Origin of the sequence: Synechococcus sp. R65.1, from assembly GCF_047461755.1 — a bacterium.
GTDB lineage: Bacteria > Cyanobacteriota > Cyanobacteriia > Thermostichales > Thermostichaceae > Thermostichus.
In genome coordinates, this window is record NZ_JANSHU010000002.1 from 1 (window position 1) to 14,567 (window position 14,567).

16 protein-coding genes are annotated in these 14,567 nt (G+C 60.4%); 6 read left to right on the forward strand and 10 right to left on the reverse strand.

Features of this window, described 5'->3' with window-relative positions:
- Window positions 1-151: 151 nt before the first annotated feature.
- The 6 genes from tsaB (at window position 152) to NW814_RS01695 (ending at window position 4,073) form a co-directional block, all read left to right on the forward strand.
- Window positions 152-835: a tRNA (adenosine(37)-N6)-threonylcarbamoyltransferase complex dimerization subunit type 1 TsaB gene (gene tsaB / locus NW814_RS01670; RefSeq protein WP_414404962.1), complete on the forward strand. Its 684-nt coding sequence runs from the start codon at window positions 152-154 to the stop codon at window positions 833-835.
- Between the two features lie 35 nt (window positions 836-870).
- Window positions 871-1,428, forward strand: coding sequence for an elongation factor P (gene efp / locus NW814_RS01675; protein ID WP_414396277.1), 558 nt, complete (start codon window positions 871-873; stop codon window positions 1,426-1,428).
- 47 nt (window positions 1,429-1,475) lie between these two features.
- Window positions 1,476-1,943 carry an acetyl-CoA carboxylase biotin carboxyl carrier protein gene (gene accB, locus NW814_RS01680; protein ID WP_414404963.1) on the forward strand — a complete coding sequence of 156 codons (468 nt, stop codon included), beginning with the start codon at window positions 1,476-1,478 and terminating at the stop codon, window positions 1,941-1,943.
- 81 nt (window positions 1,944-2,024) lie between these two features.
- A complete protein-coding gene (gene holB, locus NW814_RS01685; RefSeq protein ID WP_414404964.1) occupies window positions 2,025-3,038 on the forward strand; it encodes a DNA polymerase III subunit delta' in 1,014 nt (337 codons plus the stop codon).
- Window positions 3,039-3,084: 46 nt separating this feature from the next.
- Window positions 3,085-3,696 carry a glycerol-3-phosphate 1-O-acyltransferase PlsY gene (gene plsY, locus NW814_RS01690; RefSeq protein WP_414404965.1) on the forward strand — a complete coding sequence of 204 codons (612 nt, stop codon included), beginning with the start codon at window positions 3,085-3,087 and terminating at the stop codon, window positions 3,694-3,696.
- A 17-nt stretch (window positions 3,697-3,713) separates the two neighbouring features.
- Window positions 3,714-4,073, forward strand: coding sequence for a gamma-glutamylcyclotransferase (locus NW814_RS01695; RefSeq protein WP_414404966.1), 360 nt, complete (start codon window positions 3,714-3,716; stop codon window positions 4,071-4,073).
- Here the strand turns inward: NW814_RS01695 and NW814_RS01700 are convergent.
- The 10 genes from NW814_RS01700 to NW814_RS01745 all read right to left on the reverse strand — a co-directional run bounded on the left by NW814_RS01700 (window position 4,070) and on the right by NW814_RS01745 (window position 14,267).
- A complete protein-coding gene (locus NW814_RS01700; RefSeq protein ID WP_414404967.1) occupies window positions 4,070-6,169 on the reverse strand; it encodes a cation:proton antiporter in 2,100 nt (699 codons plus the stop codon). The two genes, NW814_RS01695 and NW814_RS01700, sit on opposite strands and share 4 nt — an antisense overlap.
- 202 nt (window positions 6,170-6,371) lie before the next feature.
- Window positions 6,372-6,680 (reverse strand): cell division topological specificity factor MinE, encoded by a 309-nt coding sequence (gene minE, locus NW814_RS01705; protein ID WP_414404968.1) that lies wholly within the window; start codon window positions 6,678-6,680, stop codon window positions 6,372-6,374.
- A 47-nt stretch (window positions 6,681-6,727) separates the two neighbouring features.
- Window positions 6,728-7,534 (reverse strand): septum site-determining protein MinD, encoded by an 807-nt coding sequence (gene minD, locus NW814_RS01710; protein WP_414404969.1) that lies wholly within the window; start codon window positions 7,532-7,534, stop codon window positions 6,728-6,730.
- The gene (gene minC / locus NW814_RS01715; protein ID WP_414404970.1) at window positions 7,513-8,280 is read right to left on the reverse strand and encodes a septum site-determining protein MinC; all 768 of its coding nucleotides are present in this window, start codon (window positions 8,278-8,280) and stop codon (window positions 7,513-7,515) included. The genes minD and minC overlap by 22 nt, the downstream gene beginning before the upstream one ends.
- A gap of 26 nt (window positions 8,281-8,306) precedes the next feature.
- A complete protein-coding gene (locus NW814_RS01720; protein WP_414396255.1) occupies window positions 8,307-8,813 on the reverse strand; it encodes a DNA recombination-mediator protein A in 507 nt (168 codons plus the stop codon).
- A 105-nt stretch (window positions 8,814-8,918) separates the two neighbouring features.
- Window positions 8,919-10,127 carry a VLRF1 family aeRF1-type release factor gene (locus tag NW814_RS01725; RefSeq protein WP_414404971.1) on the reverse strand — a complete coding sequence of 403 codons (1,209 nt, stop codon included), beginning with the start codon at window positions 10,125-10,127 and terminating at the stop codon, window positions 8,919-8,921.
- 73 nt (window positions 10,128-10,200) lie between these two features.
- Entirely contained in the window at window positions 10,201-10,344 is a 144-nt protein-coding gene (locus tag NW814_RS01730; RefSeq protein WP_414404972.1) for a hypothetical protein, read from the reverse strand.
- A gap of 141 nt (window positions 10,345-10,485) precedes the next feature.
- Window positions 10,486-11,343: a 3',5'-cyclic-AMP phosphodiesterase gene (cpdA, locus tag NW814_RS01735; protein WP_414404973.1), complete on the reverse strand. Its 858-nt coding sequence runs from the start codon at window positions 11,341-11,343 to the stop codon at window positions 10,486-10,488.
- Window positions 11,340-11,918, reverse strand: coding sequence for a photosystem II reaction center PsbP (psbP, locus tag NW814_RS01740; RefSeq protein WP_414396249.1), 579 nt, complete (start codon window positions 11,916-11,918; stop codon window positions 11,340-11,342). The genes cpdA and psbP overlap by 4 nt, the downstream gene beginning before the upstream one ends.
- A 66-nt stretch (window positions 11,919-11,984) precedes the next feature.
- A complete protein-coding gene (locus NW814_RS01745) occupies window positions 11,985-14,267 on the reverse strand; it encodes a RelA/SpoT family protein (RefSeq protein ID WP_414404974.1) in 2,283 nt (760 codons plus the stop codon).
- Window positions 14,268-14,567 lie beyond the last annotated feature (300 nt).

Below are 14,567 nucleotides of genomic sequence, written 5' to 3' on the forward strand. Positions count from 1 at the left end.
CACCCACTCGCAGAACTGCTCCCACACGTTGCTAGCTGAGCGACGTTGGAGAACAGTGGTCATAAAGCCTAACTTCCCTGTGGAAGTGCGAAGATGGACAACCTAACCTTAATCCAACCGTTAAGTTCTGTCAACTCTCCTGAAAGAAGCCATGTCGCTTGCCCGCTGGATTCTAGGGATCCACACCACCACGCCCGTCTTGGGCCTAGCCCTCCTGCCGCTGGAAGGAAAGGAGGGGGAAGTCCGCAGCCAAAGTTGGTGGCTAGACCGCCAGATGGCAGCGCGGCTGCACCCGTGCCTAAAGGAGTTCTTGGCTGGCCAAGACTGGTCCCAGCTGGCGGGGATCGCCGTTGCCGTCGGGCCAGGGAGTTTTACCGGTAGCCGTTTGGGGGTGAGCGTGGCGCGGCTGGTGGGGCAGCAGCTGGGCATTCCCGTGTTTGGCTACTCGTCCTTGGCTGTTATTGCCCGCCAGGTGTGGCAGGAGCAGGGATCCCCACTCCAGCCCCTGACGGTGGCGGTGCACATGGATGCCAAGCGGGGGGAGCGGTATGGCGGCGTGTACCGGGTAGGCCCAGACCAGGTAGTGGCTGAAGTGGCCGATCAACTCTGGGAGGCGGTGGCTTGGCAGGCCCTTCTCCGCCAGTGGCCGCAGGCGCTAGCGGTCGATGCCGCCGATTGGGTAGAGCCGGTGCCTGTGCTGGCGCTGGCAGAGCTTGCCCGTGCTGACTTTCTTGCAGGCCTGCGCCCTCCCTGGCAGGAGGTGTTGCCTAAGTACGGACGGCAGCCGCCCATTGATCTCAGCGGGGTGAATCGGAGTACCCCCCAGGCGCGGTAAGATTGGGAAGGCTAGGCAACAGACCCCGTGCTGACATGATCTCAAGCAACGACTTGCGCCCCGGCGTCTCTGTAGAGATTGATGGCGCTCCCTACAAAGTCATCGAGTTTCTCCACGTCAAGCCAGGCAAAGGGGCGGCCTTTGTGCGCACCAAGCTCAAAAACATGCAGACCGGCAACGTTGTCGAGAAAACCTTCCGCGCCGGCGAAATGCTGCCTGCTGCCACCATCGAAAAGGTGAACATGCAGTATCTCTATGCGGAAGGAGATAACCTCGTGTTCATGGACATGGAGACCTACGAGCAGGCTGTGCTCAGTACCGCCCAGGTGGGCTCTGCCGTGAAATACCTGAAGGAAAATATGGAAGTGTCTGTTTTGCGCTGGAAGGGGCAGGTGATCGACGTGGAGCTGCCCACCAGTGTCGTCCTGGAAGTGGTGGAGACGGACCCGGGCGTAAGGGGAGACACAGCTACAGGGGGGACTAAGCCTGCCAAGCTAGAAACCGGCGCCGAGATCCAGGTGCCTTTGTTTATCAAAGTGGGAGAGCGGGTTCGAGTCGATACTCGCACGGACACCTACCTAGGCCGCGAGTGATGGCTCTTCCCCGTTGCTAGGTTGCTGTTGTGGACAGGTGACTTCCCTTGGATGTCATTAATTGGCAGGAAATTCGCCTTCTGCTGGCCGCTCTGCAAGAGAGCGATGTTAGCGAGTTAACTCTAGAGTGCAAGGATTTCCGCCTTACTCTGCGCAAAGGAATCCCTGCTGCTCAGCTTTCCACCACTGCTCCCTCCCTTACTGCTTCGCCCCCTTCTGCTCCTGCCGAGACTCCCCCTCCTGCGCTTGCCCCCAAATCTCCACCGAGCCACTGGGTGGAGGTAGTGTCACCCATGGTGGGAACCTTCTACAGCGCTCCTGCTCCTGGAGAAGCGGACTTTGTCCAAGTAGGTCAACGGGTAAACAAAGGCCAAACCCTGTGCATTATCGAGGCCATGAAGGTGATGAACGAGATAGAAGCAGAAACAGCAGGTGTGGTAAGGGAGATTTTGGTGAGCAACGGCCAGCCGGTGGAATTTGGCCAAGTTTTGATGCGGCTGGATCCCACCGGCTAACAGCGAAACTGGGGCAGAGATGAGGCTTTGCCCCACGGAGGGATCCCTTGGTAGCTTTGCCCGGGATTAGGGTACTCTGCCATGCTTCAGCCCACGGCCCCCGAGACAGTTGAGGGGGTAAAGGTTCTGCCCCCCCAGCACATTGTCGGCCAGGAGCTGGCGGCGCAGCTACTCGCAGCGGCCCTAGAGAAAGGGCGGGTGACCTCAAGCTACTGCTTCCTAGGGCCAGAAGGGGTGGGGCGGCGCCTGATGGCCCGCTGGTTTGCTCAAGCTCTCCTGTGCGAGTCCAACACCAGGATCCCCTGCGGCCAGTGCCTTGGCTGCCATTGGCTGCTGGCGGGCACCCACCCCGATCTCCACTGGGTCAGCCCCACCTATCTCCATCAGGGTCGCCTAATCCCAGCAGATGCCCCCGAGGCGCAAGCTCTGCAGCGGCGCTCCCCGCCGCAAATTCGCCTGGAACAGGTGCAGGAAGTGTCGCGCTTCTGTGCCCGTAGGCCAATGCGCGCCCGCCGTTCGCTGGTGGTGCTGGAGGGAGCGGAAACCCTAGCCGAAAGTGCAGCCAATGCCCTGCTGAAAACCCTGGAGGAGCCGGGGCCGGCCCACATCGTTCTCATCGCACCCCAGGCGGCCTCCCTGCTGCCGACGCTGTTGTCCCGCTGCCAGACGGTGCCTTTCCGCCGCCTCAGCTCGGCCGAGACGGAGCAAGTGTTGGCTGCTTTGGGCTGCCCGGAGCTGCCCGGGATCCCTCGCTCAGAGCTCATTGCCCTGGCCCAAGGCAGCCCTGGACGGGCGCTGGCCGCCCATCAGCATCTGCAGAGCCTTCCGCCGTCGCTGCTACAGGATCTAAGGCGCTGGCCCCCCTCGCTGCGAGAGGCGCTGGAGCTAGCTAGGGCAGTAGCTGCTCTCGATTTACCGGCGCAGCTGTGGCTGATCGACTACTTGCAGCAGCATTTCTGGGCGCAGGGATCCCGCCAGGCCATCTGGCAGTTGGAGCAAATTCGCTGTCAGCTTTTGCACTTTGTGCAGCCGCGCCTTGCTTGGGAGGTCAACCTGGCTAGCCTAAGCCGCAGGGCTGTCGCGAAGGGGGACTAGAAGAAAGCCCTGTGGCAAAGTGAAAAAGAGCGTTCAAGACCTGCCTATGCCTGCCTGGCTTTTGGCTTTCCTTGCGGCCCTTGGAGGCTACTTGCTGGGATCCATCCCCACCGGCTACTGGGTGGGCCGCTGGTGGGGCGGGATCGACCTCCGCCAAGCGGGCTCCGGCTCGACGGGGGCAACCAACGTGTTGCGGACGCTGGGCAAAGGGCCGGCGCTGCTGGTGCTGCTGGTGGATGCCGCCAAGGGGGCCGCAGCGGTGGCGCTGGGACTGGCTCTGGGGTCGCCGTGGTGGGTGGCCGTGGCTGCCCTGGGGGCAGTGGTTGGCCACAGCCGCTCCTGCTGGCTGGGCTTCAAGGGCGGCAAGTCGGTGGCCACTAGCCTAGGGATCCTGTTGGCCATGGCTTGGCCAGTGGCCCTGGCTACCTTTGGCGTCTGGCTGCTGGGGATTGCCCTCACCCGCATCGTCTCCTTCAGCTCCCTGCTGGCGGCAGTAGCGGCTCCGCTGCTGATGTGGGCAACGGCTCAGCCCCTGCCCTATAGGGTGTTTGCCCTGGCGGGCGGGATCTATGTAATCGGCGCCCATCGGCGCAACATCGAGCGCCTGCTGGCCGGCTCGGAGCCGCGCCTTGGCCAAAAATGGGCCCAGTCCCCCTAATGACCTCCTAGAGCCAGATGGAACAGACGACGGTGGTTTTTGTCTACGGCTCCCTGCGGCGGGGCGGCCAGTACCACAGCCTGCTGCAAGGGGCGAAGTTTTTGGGAACAGACAGCCTCAACCACATCGACCTCTACGATCTCGGCCCTTACCCCATGGCGATCCCTGGCCGAAATCGGCTCTACGGCGAGTGCTATCGCATTCCCCTGGGCCTGTTGCCCCGCTTGGACGAGCTGGAAGACCACCCGCGGCTGTACCAGCGGCAGTGGGTGCAACTGGAAAGTGGCACCTCGGCCTGGGTTTACCTGGGCCGGCCCGAGCAGGTGCAGGGGTGCCCCCTCATCCCCAGTGGCTACTGGCTGCCCCGAGGTTCCTAGAGATCGAAGTGGAGCTTGACACCCCCAACATACTGGGGCAGGAACTCGGCTGGGGGCAAATCCGGATCTCTTGCAGAGGGAGCCGCGGCCTCTACAGGGCTGGCCAGGCGCTCTAGGTAGTAGATGCAATCCCCGCGCCGCCACATGTCGGGCTTGGGCAGGTAAAATAGCCGGCCTACCGGGGATGACCGGGCTCCCTTTTGCCACCAGCTCCCTGCCCGCTGCGGGCGCACCAGTAGCAAAGGCAGGCAGAGATCGGCTTTGATCCGGTAGGCAAACTGATCCCGCAGCCGCTCCAGGGTGGGATCCTCCAACCCTATTTGGGCCGAAAGGGGGTTGAGCAGAGCTAAGCGCGCTGCCGAGCTCGACTCCTGGGCCGAGGCCACGGCAGAGGGGGAGGGCTTCAGGCCCAAATCCGCTAAGGTGGGCAGGGTAATCGAGCGCAGCTCCGCGCGCTTGGCCTCTAGGTAGCCGGCCCAGCGTTGCAGTTGGGCAAAAGAGATCGGCAGGGTGCGGATCCCTTCTAAGATGGGCATCTCGGGCAGCAACACCGTCCAGATGGCAGCGGAAACTGCGAGTTTCACCATCAGCTCGGCAATGGCCCAGTTCATCTGGGGATCCCGCGTCAGAATCAGCAGCGTCTCCGCATGGTCAATATCGGCCTTCAACAGGGCCGACTCGCTCAGCACCACTTCCTGCAGCGATCCCGGCAGCAGCCGGCCAACTTCATCCCCCAGGGCAGAGCCAACCTTGTGGCCGTTGGGCTCAGTTTGGCCAGCGGGCTGGCGCCAACAGGCTGCCGAAGGCAAGGGCAGCACCTCCACGACTTGGTTGAGGGAGCGCAGCAATTCGGCCAAGGGTTCAACCAGCGGGTGATCCCCAAGGATCACGGTGGAACTGCCTTGGTCTAGGCCCAGCCAACGAGCCACCCAGGCGGCAGTTAGCCCCTGCACTGTCACCGTGGCCGAGATGGTTAAAAACACTAGCGCCTTGAGGGCATCTCCCCCAGTGATGCCCCGCTCCGTCAACAAAATGGCAAACAAAGAGGCGACCGAAGCCGCCACAATGCCGCGGGGAGCTAGCCAGGCCACAAACAACTTCTGCCGCCAGTTGAGATCGCTGCCCCAGGTACACAGCCACACGCTTAAGGGGCGGACAACCAGCATCAGGCAGAGCACCGTGGCCAAGGCTCCCCACCCCAAAGCCAATACCGCCTTTAGGGACAGCGTGGAGGTGAGCAAGATAAACAGCACCGAGATGGCCATTACCACCAACTGGCCGTGAAACTGGCGCACGCTCCGCTCGGCAATGGCTGCCTTCTGCCGCACCACTAGGCCTGCCATCACTACCGCCATCAGCCCTGCCTCTGAGCGCAGCGACTGGGCCAGGGCAAATACCCCCAGCGCCCCCGCCAGCACCACCGAGTTGCGCAGCTCCTCCGTCAAAAATTGCCGCGACCAGAGCAGAAAGGATCCCATCAGCCAGCCCCCCAGCGCCCCCACCGCTGACCCAATGGCCAAGCGGCTAGATAGCTGCTCCAGGGCCATCAAGAAACTGGGGTGGCCGGAAAGCACTACCTGCAGCACCACCACTGCCAAGATGGCTCCCACCGGATCAATGAGCACCCCTTCCCCTTCCAAGAGGGTGCTGACGGCGGGATCGACGCGTACCCGCTTGAGGATGGGGTTAACTACAGTTGGCCCCGTCACCACCACCAGGGATCCAAACAGAAAGGCTAGGGGCCAGGGGAACTCTCCCAAATAGTGGGCCGCCAGTGCCCCCCCTCCCAAGGTCAAAAGCGATCCCAGCAATACCAGATTGCGCAGGCTGCCGGAGACCTGGTTGAGGCGCTGTAGCCGCAGGTTCAGCCCTCCCTCGAACAGGATCAGGGCCACTGCTAGCGACACCAGCGCCTCCAGACCGGATCCCATGATCTGGGGGCGAACCCAGCCCAAGCCATCTGGCCCCAGCAGCACCCCAAACAGCAGCAGGAAGACAATGCTGGGCACCTTGACAAAGTTAGCCAGGACTTGAGCTGCGATCCCGGCCACCAAGGCCAGCGTAAACAGGATCGTCAGCTCAAAAGAGCTTTCCATGCCGAGGCTCAACCTCCCTCCGTGAGAACTCTGTCCCAGCAGCTCTCTCCTATTCAGTAGGGTTGCCCCTCAAAGCTGCCATGAGAGACTAGAAACACCTGCAGAGAACTCCACCCTGGGACAGACAGGAGAAAGCATCCTTTTGCCGAGGTCAGATGCTCCCTGAGCCCAGGGTAGCTCAGGCCGAAGTGAACCCCCCTGGCTAATCCGGCTGCCCCTTTGCAGAAGGGTCGAGTTCGGCTGCTGCCAGCGGCTTAACTCGGCGAATGGGTAAGTTAGCAATGAGGGCCGTTGTGCTCCCCTCCACGGTCAAGCGGAATTGCATCCCCTCCGAGTCCAGCTCCACATAGCGGGAGACCACCCCCAAAATTTCTAGCCGCATCGATTCCAGGGCTGCCGGACTGAGATTGGCGCGGTCGTGGGCCAAGATGAGTTTTAGGCGCTGCTTGGCCTGCTCGCGGCTGCCGCCGGGGGAGCGGGGAAAAAGCTGATCCAAAAACTCGAGGAGCATGGGCTTTATTCTAGTCTCGTTGAGAGAGAGCTAAGGGCTGTTGGGCTTCAGAACACCTTTTGGCTTAAAAATCGCTTTGCCTTTTCCCAGAAAGACTCACCCAAGCCGGCCAACTTGGGGAACTCCACCACCTCCCCTTCCAGCCGTCGGGCAATGCGCTGAATGGCCTGGGCAGCCGGAGAGGGACGGGCAGCCAAAACCATGGGTTCTCCCTTGTTGGTGGAGACAATCACCTCTCGGTCTTCCGGAATCATACCCACCAAAGGGATGGCCAGCACCTCCACCACATCTTCCACGGCCATCATCTGGCCAGCGGTTACCATATCGGGGCGCAAGCGGTTAACAATTAGCTGAATTGAAGAGATCCCTGCCGCTTCCAACAGGCCCACCACCCGGTCTGCATCCCGCACGGCAGCTACTTCGGGCGTAGTCACCAGCAGGGCTTCTGTTGCCCCGGCAATAGCATTGCGAAATCCCTGCTCAATCCCGGCTGGGCAGTCGATCAACACATAGTCGTAGCTACCGGCAAGCTTCTCCATCAACTGCCGCATTTGCTCCGGGTTGACTGCTGTTTTGTTGCGGGTCTGGGCTGCTGGCAACAAGGAGAGATTGGGGGTGCGTTTGTCTTTCACCAACGCTTGTTCAAGGCGACATTCCCCCGCAATGACTTCTAGAGCCGTGTACACTACCCGATTCTCTAGGCCCAGCAGCAGATCCAGGTTGCGCAGGCCAAAGTCGGCATCCACCACCGCTACCGAGCGACCCAAGCGTGCTAAGGCAGTGCCTAAGTTGGCTGTCAGGGTGGTTTTGCCTACTCCTCCCTTCCCAGAGGTTATGACGATAACTCGGCCCATGCTCTTCTCCGCAGAAACTCCTGAAGGCTGGCAATGCAGATGGCACCATCTTGCAAGTAAGCCACCTCAGGGGTATTGCAAGGGGAGCCACTTTCTGGGGGTCGGGCCACCTGGTCGGCGATGCGCAATTGGGTGGGCTCCAACTGCAAAGCCAGGATCACTGCACTTCTATCCCCCTCGGCGCCGGCATGCGCCAATCCTCGCAGCCGTCCCCAAACCCAAATGTCGCCGCCCGCAACGATCTCGCCGCCGGGGTTGAGATCTCCCAAGAGGAAGACAGAGCCACGGTGGCGTACGGACATGCCCGAGCGCACGGTTGAACGCAGGTACAGAGGGGCAGTGTCGGGAGGAGGAGAGGGAACCACCTCCAAAAGGGAGGATTGCTCCACCGAATAGCCCAAGGTTGCCGCGGCAATGGCGGTCGTGCGGGATCGGGTTTGGACGCGCCATAGCTGCAGCCGATGCTGCGCCAACAGGACAGCCAGGGCCTGCAGGGTGGGCAGCTCCAGCTCTCGCTCCTGGCACCACAGGGTTAGAGGAGCCACCCCCGTCCAGTAGGACTTGCGGCTGCGCAACTGCCAAACGAGCTCCTCCCAAACTTCTTCCCAAGCTAGGGTGGTGGGCAGGTGCAGGTGGATCCCTTGGGCATCGGAGCGAAAGTAGACACTCTCTTTGGCTGCCCCTACCCCGATAGAGGAGGCAGGGGCCTTGGGAAAGGGTGGCGAGTTTCCCACCAGCGACCCCATTCTGCCTGCCCTCCTTCGCCAAGGAATTAGTCGAAGTAGAAGAGCGTAACCACCTTGTGTTGCTCCTCAGCGTGCCTGCAGGCCTCCAAAAGCGTGACGCTGTCGTGGAAGGCAAAACAGATCAATTGCTGGCACTTGCTGATGATTTCCAGATTGCAGAGGCGACTGGCCTCCGCTAGAGGCAGGTGGTCGTTTTCAGGGTGCTCCACCAGATGCAGCACCTGCTCCAAACTGGCCCGCGACTCTGCCGGCTGCCGCTCTAGGCTTTGGGGCAGGATCACCGTCAAGGATTTAATATCTGCCCGCATTGCTCCACGAATTACAGCCAGGTTGGTACCAATAGCCCCGGACGTGAGGATGCGGTTGCCGGTAAGGGCCAAGGCGTAGCTGAGGGTCTCGATGAGGTACTGGTGGGTAATGGGCACATGGCGAGTGCCCAAGATGGCTATTCGCTTTGGCCCCACTTGCTGAATGGCGGCCAGCTCTTGCAAGAACGTATCGACGCTGGTGGGGAGGTCAATGGATTGGGTCAAGGGGATCCCTCGCTAGACAGGATGGGCCAGATTATGCTAGCAGCCTACACCGTTGCTCTGGGATCTAGCTAGAGGGTTGGGCCATCCCTGCTCAAGTTGCTAGACCTACCAGCGCAGCAGCGCTGCTGCTCCCTGAAACTCGTGGAGCAAGCGCTCTTCAGCTTCGCCGCGAACGAACTCCAGTTTAGCGCCAAAATCGCGGCCTAGCACCCACACCAGATCCCGCAGGGGTGCCGGCTGTGGCTCTGGGCAAAGGAGCTGGGCCATCTCCTGGGTTCCTCCCACAAAGCCGTCTGGGCAGCGCCAGATGGTGGCCTCTAGCCTCCAGGGCAGGACAAGGATTTCCACCCGGCCTAGCTGGAGGGCGTCCAGCACCGCATCCAAGCCCCAAGCGCCGGGCTGCTCTCGAATCCGCTCCAACAAAGCCAGCTCTCCTCGGCGCTCAGCGGCCTCCAGGACGGGTACCACTCGGTCGAGGATGTCTTGCGGCGTCGGTGTGTGAAGGTTGGCGGGGTGCCCCACCCGCGCGACGATGCGGTTGCGCAGGCCGCGGTTGAGATAGCCCTCAAAGTGGGACACCTGCCAGGCTTCGCCCATGAGCACCAGCCGCTCAATGCCCAGGCGATCCACTGCCTTATCCAGGGCGGAAGCCAGGCGCAGGTAGAGCTTGTGCATCCAGAGGCTGACCTTGGCCGCCTCCCGCTCCTTGGGGGAAAGCTTGTCGAAGGTGCCACCGCTGCGGGCGCGACGTTCGGCAACGGCATTTTCAATGCGGCCGGCCAGCTCCTGCAGTTCCTGCCATTCCTCGGCGCTGATGTTGGCAAAGATTTCCGTGTCCTCTCGCAGTTCCCCCAAGAAGAGCTCGTAAAAGCGCCACCTGCTGCCAGACAGGTGCAACACCCCACCCCGCTCGTATTCATCAAAGGCAAAGAAAAGGGGCGTGAGGTAAGGTTCCCCCCAGCGGGCCTCCACCCGCCCATGGGCCAGATCCACCACCGGCAGCTCCACCTGCAGGTCGATTCGGCGCAGCACTGGCTTGCCAGCGGGATTGCGGCTGGCAAAAAGAACCAGGGTGCGGGCCGAAGGGCGCTCCTGCTCCACTAGAGCAAGGACTTGCTCGCAGAGGGAGTTATCAGGCTTGCTCTCCTCTCTCTCCAGCAGCTCCTTGAGGGTATTCTTGATGCGCCCCACCCAGGCGCGACCCGCATTTTCGGGACGAGCAGGGTTGGTGTCGGCATATATCGAGAGCACGGGCTTGCTGCTGTCGTCAAAGGCAGCTTGCAGATCCTGGATTAGGGTGTTGAGTTCGTCCATGGTCTTGAAAAGGGGCGTCGCTGGGGCTCAAGCGTAGCAGAAATAAGATTAAGGGAAAGCGAGGGATCCGGCCCTAGCTGAAGCCCAGTTGGGCTTGGCCTTGAGGAGAAGCTTCTAGCACAGCCCACGCCCAAAGCCGAGCGGCTGCGCTGCCCTCCAGATCCACTGGCTCCGATTGGTCTGCTGGCGGCGGATCCCCTTGTAGCTCAAGGGCCAAGAGAGTTTTCCCATGGAGGCTGCAGCTTCAGGGCGTGGGGCCCTAGCTGCACCGGACGGCTGGAGGGCGGGTTGCTCTATCATCTCTTGCAGCCAGTTTCTCCTTGGGACAAGCAGTTGGCCTGGTGCGCCCGGGATCCCATTAGTACCCTTTTGCAGCCAAGTTAGGGGTTTGCAAGGCGGCTTCTACCCGCTGCACCTGGGTTTTGAAGCTGCCATCTGGCTCCAGCCATAGCTGTCGCAGGGCTGGGGGGATCACCTCCAGAGCAAACTGGGAGCTCTTGGGGAGAAATTGCACGCAGGTGGAGGGACAGGCAAAGTAATCAACCCCCCGGCGGCGACGGTGCAGCTCCTGATGAACATGGCCAAAAATCACCAGGCGAACGTGGTCGAACTCGTCCAAAACCCCAAACAGCCGCTCCGGCTGCTGTAGCGCACTTTGATCCAGCCAATCGGAGTCTACCGAAAAGGGGGGGTGGTGCAGGGCTAGGAGAACATGGTGGTGGTTGGCCCGGCTGCGCTGTAGCTCTTGTCGGAGCCAAAGTAAGGTGCGGTCGGTTAGGTAGCCGCTGTCCCTGCCTGGCACCAGCGAGTTCAACAAAATAAAGCTCCAGTTCTCGCGACTGAAGCTTTTCTCTGCGTGCAACCGCCCGCCGCGGAGCTCTAGGTTCATAACATGCAGGCGATCGTGGTTCCCCGCCAGCCAGTAGGTATCGATGGGAAGAGCTTGCAAATAGCCTCTAAGACGGGCATAGGCAGCCGCACTGCCATCTTGGGCAAGATCCCCGGTTAGGAGCAACACATCCGGCAAGGGATCCAAACTCACAATGGCCTTTTGCACTGCCAGAAAAGAGGCCTCGGTGTCTACCCCCAACAACCGCTGATGGCTCTTGGCAAATAGATGCAGGTCACTGATTTGAACCACGTAAACCGTCATGGCAGCGGGATTTTTCAGCACCGAAAGGCCTTTGCCGTCTCCAAAGGCAGAGAGCCCTCTCAAGAGACCCTTAGAGAGCGACCTACCTCCCGGAAAGCAGTCTGCACCTGTGGCCAGCGGGATTCCTGGGTTGAGGCAGTTAGAGTATAGAGGCGATGGTGACGAACGGTTACCGTCACTACCTCGTGGCGAAGCTGGGATCCCAGATTGGTTTGGTACTCAAACAGGTAGTAGGGCTGCCCCTGCCGCTCGAAGGCCTCGGCTGCCAAGAGCTGGGTTGAGCGACCCGATCCCTCAGGGGCAATGATCTTCTTTGCCACCAATTGCCCTACCTCCTCTGGGCCTCCCAGATCCGCAATCGTCTCCCCTTTGTCGAAGGGGGCAACCATCAGGCTGATGTTTTCGGTCTCATAGACTAGGTCGCGCAGGAGCACGGCTAGCCCCTTCCCAGGGCTTAGCTTCACGCTCACCATGCCATTGGGGTAAGCAAAGGCAAAAGCTCCATTGGGATCTCGGTAGACTCGCAGGTTGGGGCTTGCTGAGCAGGCACCAATGATCAAGCTGAGGCAGACCCCCAGCAGCAACAACACCCTAGAAAGCCGCCGACCCAGTAGGCTCAACTGCCCCTCTCCTGCCATGCCGAGATCCTCCGCTTAGGGTTAGCCACCTCCATATCCTACCTAAGATTGGACCGCAGCAGCCTTTTAGCGGGATCCGTTCTGGTAGTGGCGGGAGCGCAGGACCAACACATCGGAAAGCTGGCGCAGCTGATTTTGAAGCTGAGCAAGCTGTTGGGCGTCGCGTACATCAATGCAGAGGTCAATTGAGGCAGTGCGATTGGCAAAGGTTTGCACCTTGGCATTGCGCACATTGATGCCCTGATCGGAAAGGCGGGAGAGAATATCCCGCAGCACGCCAACCCGGTCGATGACCTCTAGACGCAGTTCTACAGGATAAGTCTGGGTGCTTTGCCGCAGTTGCTCCTCGTTCCAGCGCACCGGCACCAGCCGCTCACCCGGAACCTGAGCTACCCGCGGACAATCGCGATGATGAATGGTGATGCCCTTGAAGCGGGTAACCACGCCCAGGATGGGATCCCCTGGGAGCGGGTTGCAGCATTTGGCCAATTGATGTTTCAGGCCCTCCACTCCCAGGATGAGAGATTGGGATCGGCTAGAAGCTCGATTTCCATCGCTTCGCGGCAGCAGCAGCTTGGCTTCCGCCAAAGATCCCTCCTCGGGTGGGGGGGAGATGGCTGGCTTGCTGACCTCCTGCAGCCGGTGGATCACCTGCGCGGGGGTTACCTCTCCATAGCCCAGCGCCGCCAGTAAATCGTCCACGCTGCTGTAGTTGAGCTTCTCGGCAACCTTCTGCATCCGCTCGGACTTCAGCAGCGCTTCGAACCCCGTTTTGCCCAGCTCCCGCTCCAGCAACTGCCGACCGCGGGCAATATTTTGCTCGCGATTGGAGCGCTTAAACCATTGGCGAATGCGATTGCGCGCCGAGCTGGTGGCTACAAAATTAATCCAGTCTAGACTGGGGTGGGCATTCTTGTGGGTAATAATCTGCACGATGTCGCCATTGCGCAGGCGAGTGTCCAGCGGTACAATCTTGTTGTTTACCCGCGCCCCGGCGCAGTGATCCCCAATTTCTGAGTGGATGCGATAGGCAAAATCAATCGGGCAGGATCCCTGGGGTAAGGCCAGCAGATCTCCCTTGGGGGTGAAGACGTAAACTTCGCTCTCAAACAGGTTCTCGCGAACAGTCTCTAGGTATTCTCTGTCGTCCTTGAGGTCGTTTTGCCACTCCAAGAGTTGCCGCAGCCAGCTAAAGCGCTCTTCCTCGGGCTTTACGGGGGTGCTGCCGGCTTCCTTGTATTTCCAGTGGGCAGCAATGCCGTACTCGGCCACGCGGTGCATTTCTTCGGTGCGGATCTGCACCTCCACGGGTCGCCCCTGCAAACCAATCACTGTCGTGTGCAAAGATTGGTAGCGGTTTGGCTTGGGCAGGCCAATGTAGTCTTTAAAGCGCCCGGGAATGGGGCGGAAGCAGTTGTGAACAACTGCCAGCACCCGGTAGCACTCGCTCACGGTCTGCACGATAACCCGCACGGCCAGGAGGTCGTAGATCTCGTGGAATTCCTTGCGCTGCTGCTGCATCTTGCGGTAGATGCCATACAGGTGCTTGGGCCGCCCGCTGATCTCAAAGTGCTCTAGCCCCGCTTGGAGGAGGTTCTTCCGCAGCTCTTCGATAAAAGCTTGGATCTCCGCCTCTCGCTCGCTGCGCTTGGCGTTAACCAACTCTTGGATCTGGCGATAGGCTTCGTAGTCCAGGTACTTAAAAGCCAGGTCTTCCAGTTCCCACTTGAAATGCCAGATCCCCAGCCGGTTGGCCAAGGGGGCAAAGATCTCCATGGTTTCGGCTGCAATCTGCTTTTGCTTGTGGGGCGGCAGATATTGCAGCGTGCGCATGTTGTGCAAGCGATCCGCCAGCTTGACCACGATGACCCGAATGTCTTTGGCCATGGCCACAAACATGCGGCGGAAGTTCTCCGCTTGCTGCTCCGTTTTGCTGGAGAAATTAAACTTAGAAAGCTTGGTTACCCCTTCTACCAAGAGGCGCACTTCGGGTCCAAATTCTGCTTCTAGCGCCTCCAGGGTAACGCCTGCATCCTCAACAACATCGTGCAAGAAGCCAGCCGCTACCGTGACGGCATCCCCCCCCAGCTCCCGCAACAAGCTAGCTACAGCCACCGGGTGGGCGATGTAGGGATCCCCCGACTTCCGCTTTTGGCCCTTGTGCAAGCAGTAGGCAAACTCAAAGGCCCGGCGCAGCAAATCTGCCTCTTGGGGAGTGTAAGCTCTCAGCCCATCGCCGAGATCTTCAGCGCCAGAAAGCAAAGCACGCAGCCATCCTGGCACCTCAAAATCGAGGTTGTTTAGGTCAAAGCCTCCTTCTAAGCTGGCGGCAACAGCAGGCTGACCCATGGGAATCTAGCAAGGAGGATGGTCTACTCCCTGGAGTTTCTTACAGCCTATCCCCAACTTGACTGTCCGCAGGCAGGTTAAAGGCAAAAAGCGCTGCGAAAAACCTCAGGGAAAAATCTGGCGCAGTGTTAGTATTCTAGTTCCATCGTATCACTCACTCTGCCGCATCTCGTAGCAACATATACAGACAGATGAAGCTAGCCTCTTGCTAGAGGGCTAGAGGTGGGAGGAAGTTGCAAAGCTAGAGGCCCTAGCCACCCCTTGCGGTAGTCGTTGAGGATTTGCCTTGCCGCTCGCTCG

What these genes read in the sequence shown, in the direction of transcription:
- tsaB (WP_414404962.1), top strand. Translation starts at nt 152, where the DNA reads ATGTCGCTTGCCCGCTGGATTCTAGGGATCCACACCACCACGCCCGTC.
- efp (WP_414396277.1), top strand. Translation starts at nt 871, where the DNA reads ATGATCTCAAGCAACGACTTGCGCCCCGGCGTCTCTGTAGAGATTGAT.
- holB (WP_414404964.1), top strand. Translation starts at nt 2,025, where the DNA reads ATGCTTCAGCCCACGGCCCCCGAGACAGTTGAGGGGGTAAAGGTTCTG.
- plsY (WP_414404965.1), top strand. Translation starts at nt 3,085, where the DNA reads ATGCCTGCCTGGCTTTTGGCTTTCCTTGCGGCCCTTGGAGGCTACTTG.
- NW814_RS01695 (WP_414404966.1), top strand. Translation starts at nt 3,714, where the DNA reads ATGGAACAGACGACGGTGGTTTTTGTCTACGGCTCCCTGCGGCGGGGC.
- NW814_RS01700 (WP_414404967.1), bottom strand. Translation starts at nt 6,169, where the DNA reads ATGGAAAGCTCTTTTGAGCTGACGATCCTGTTTACGCTGGCCTTGGTG.
- minE (WP_414404968.1), bottom strand. Translation starts at nt 6,680, where the DNA reads ATGCTCCTCGAGTTTTTGGATCAGCTTTTTCCCCGCTCCCCCGGCGGC.
- minD (WP_414404969.1), bottom strand. Translation starts at nt 7,534, where the DNA reads ATGGGCCGAGTTATCGTCATAACCTCTGGGAAGGGAGGAGTAGGCAAA.
- minC (WP_414404970.1), bottom strand. Translation starts at nt 8,280, where the DNA reads ATGGGGTCGCTGGTGGGAAACTCGCCACCCTTTCCCAAGGCCCCTGCC.
- NW814_RS01725 (WP_414404971.1), bottom strand. Translation starts at nt 10,127, where the DNA reads ATGGACGAACTCAACACCCTAATCCAGGATCTGCAAGCTGCCTTTGAC.
- psbP (WP_414396249.1), bottom strand. Translation starts at nt 11,918, where the DNA reads ATGGCAGGAGAGGGGCAGTTGAGCCTACTGGGTCGGCGGCTTTCTAGG.
- NW814_RS01745 (WP_414404974.1), bottom strand. Translation starts at nt 14,267, where the DNA reads ATGGGTCAGCCTGCTGTTGCCGCCAGCTTAGAAGGAGGCTTTGACCTA.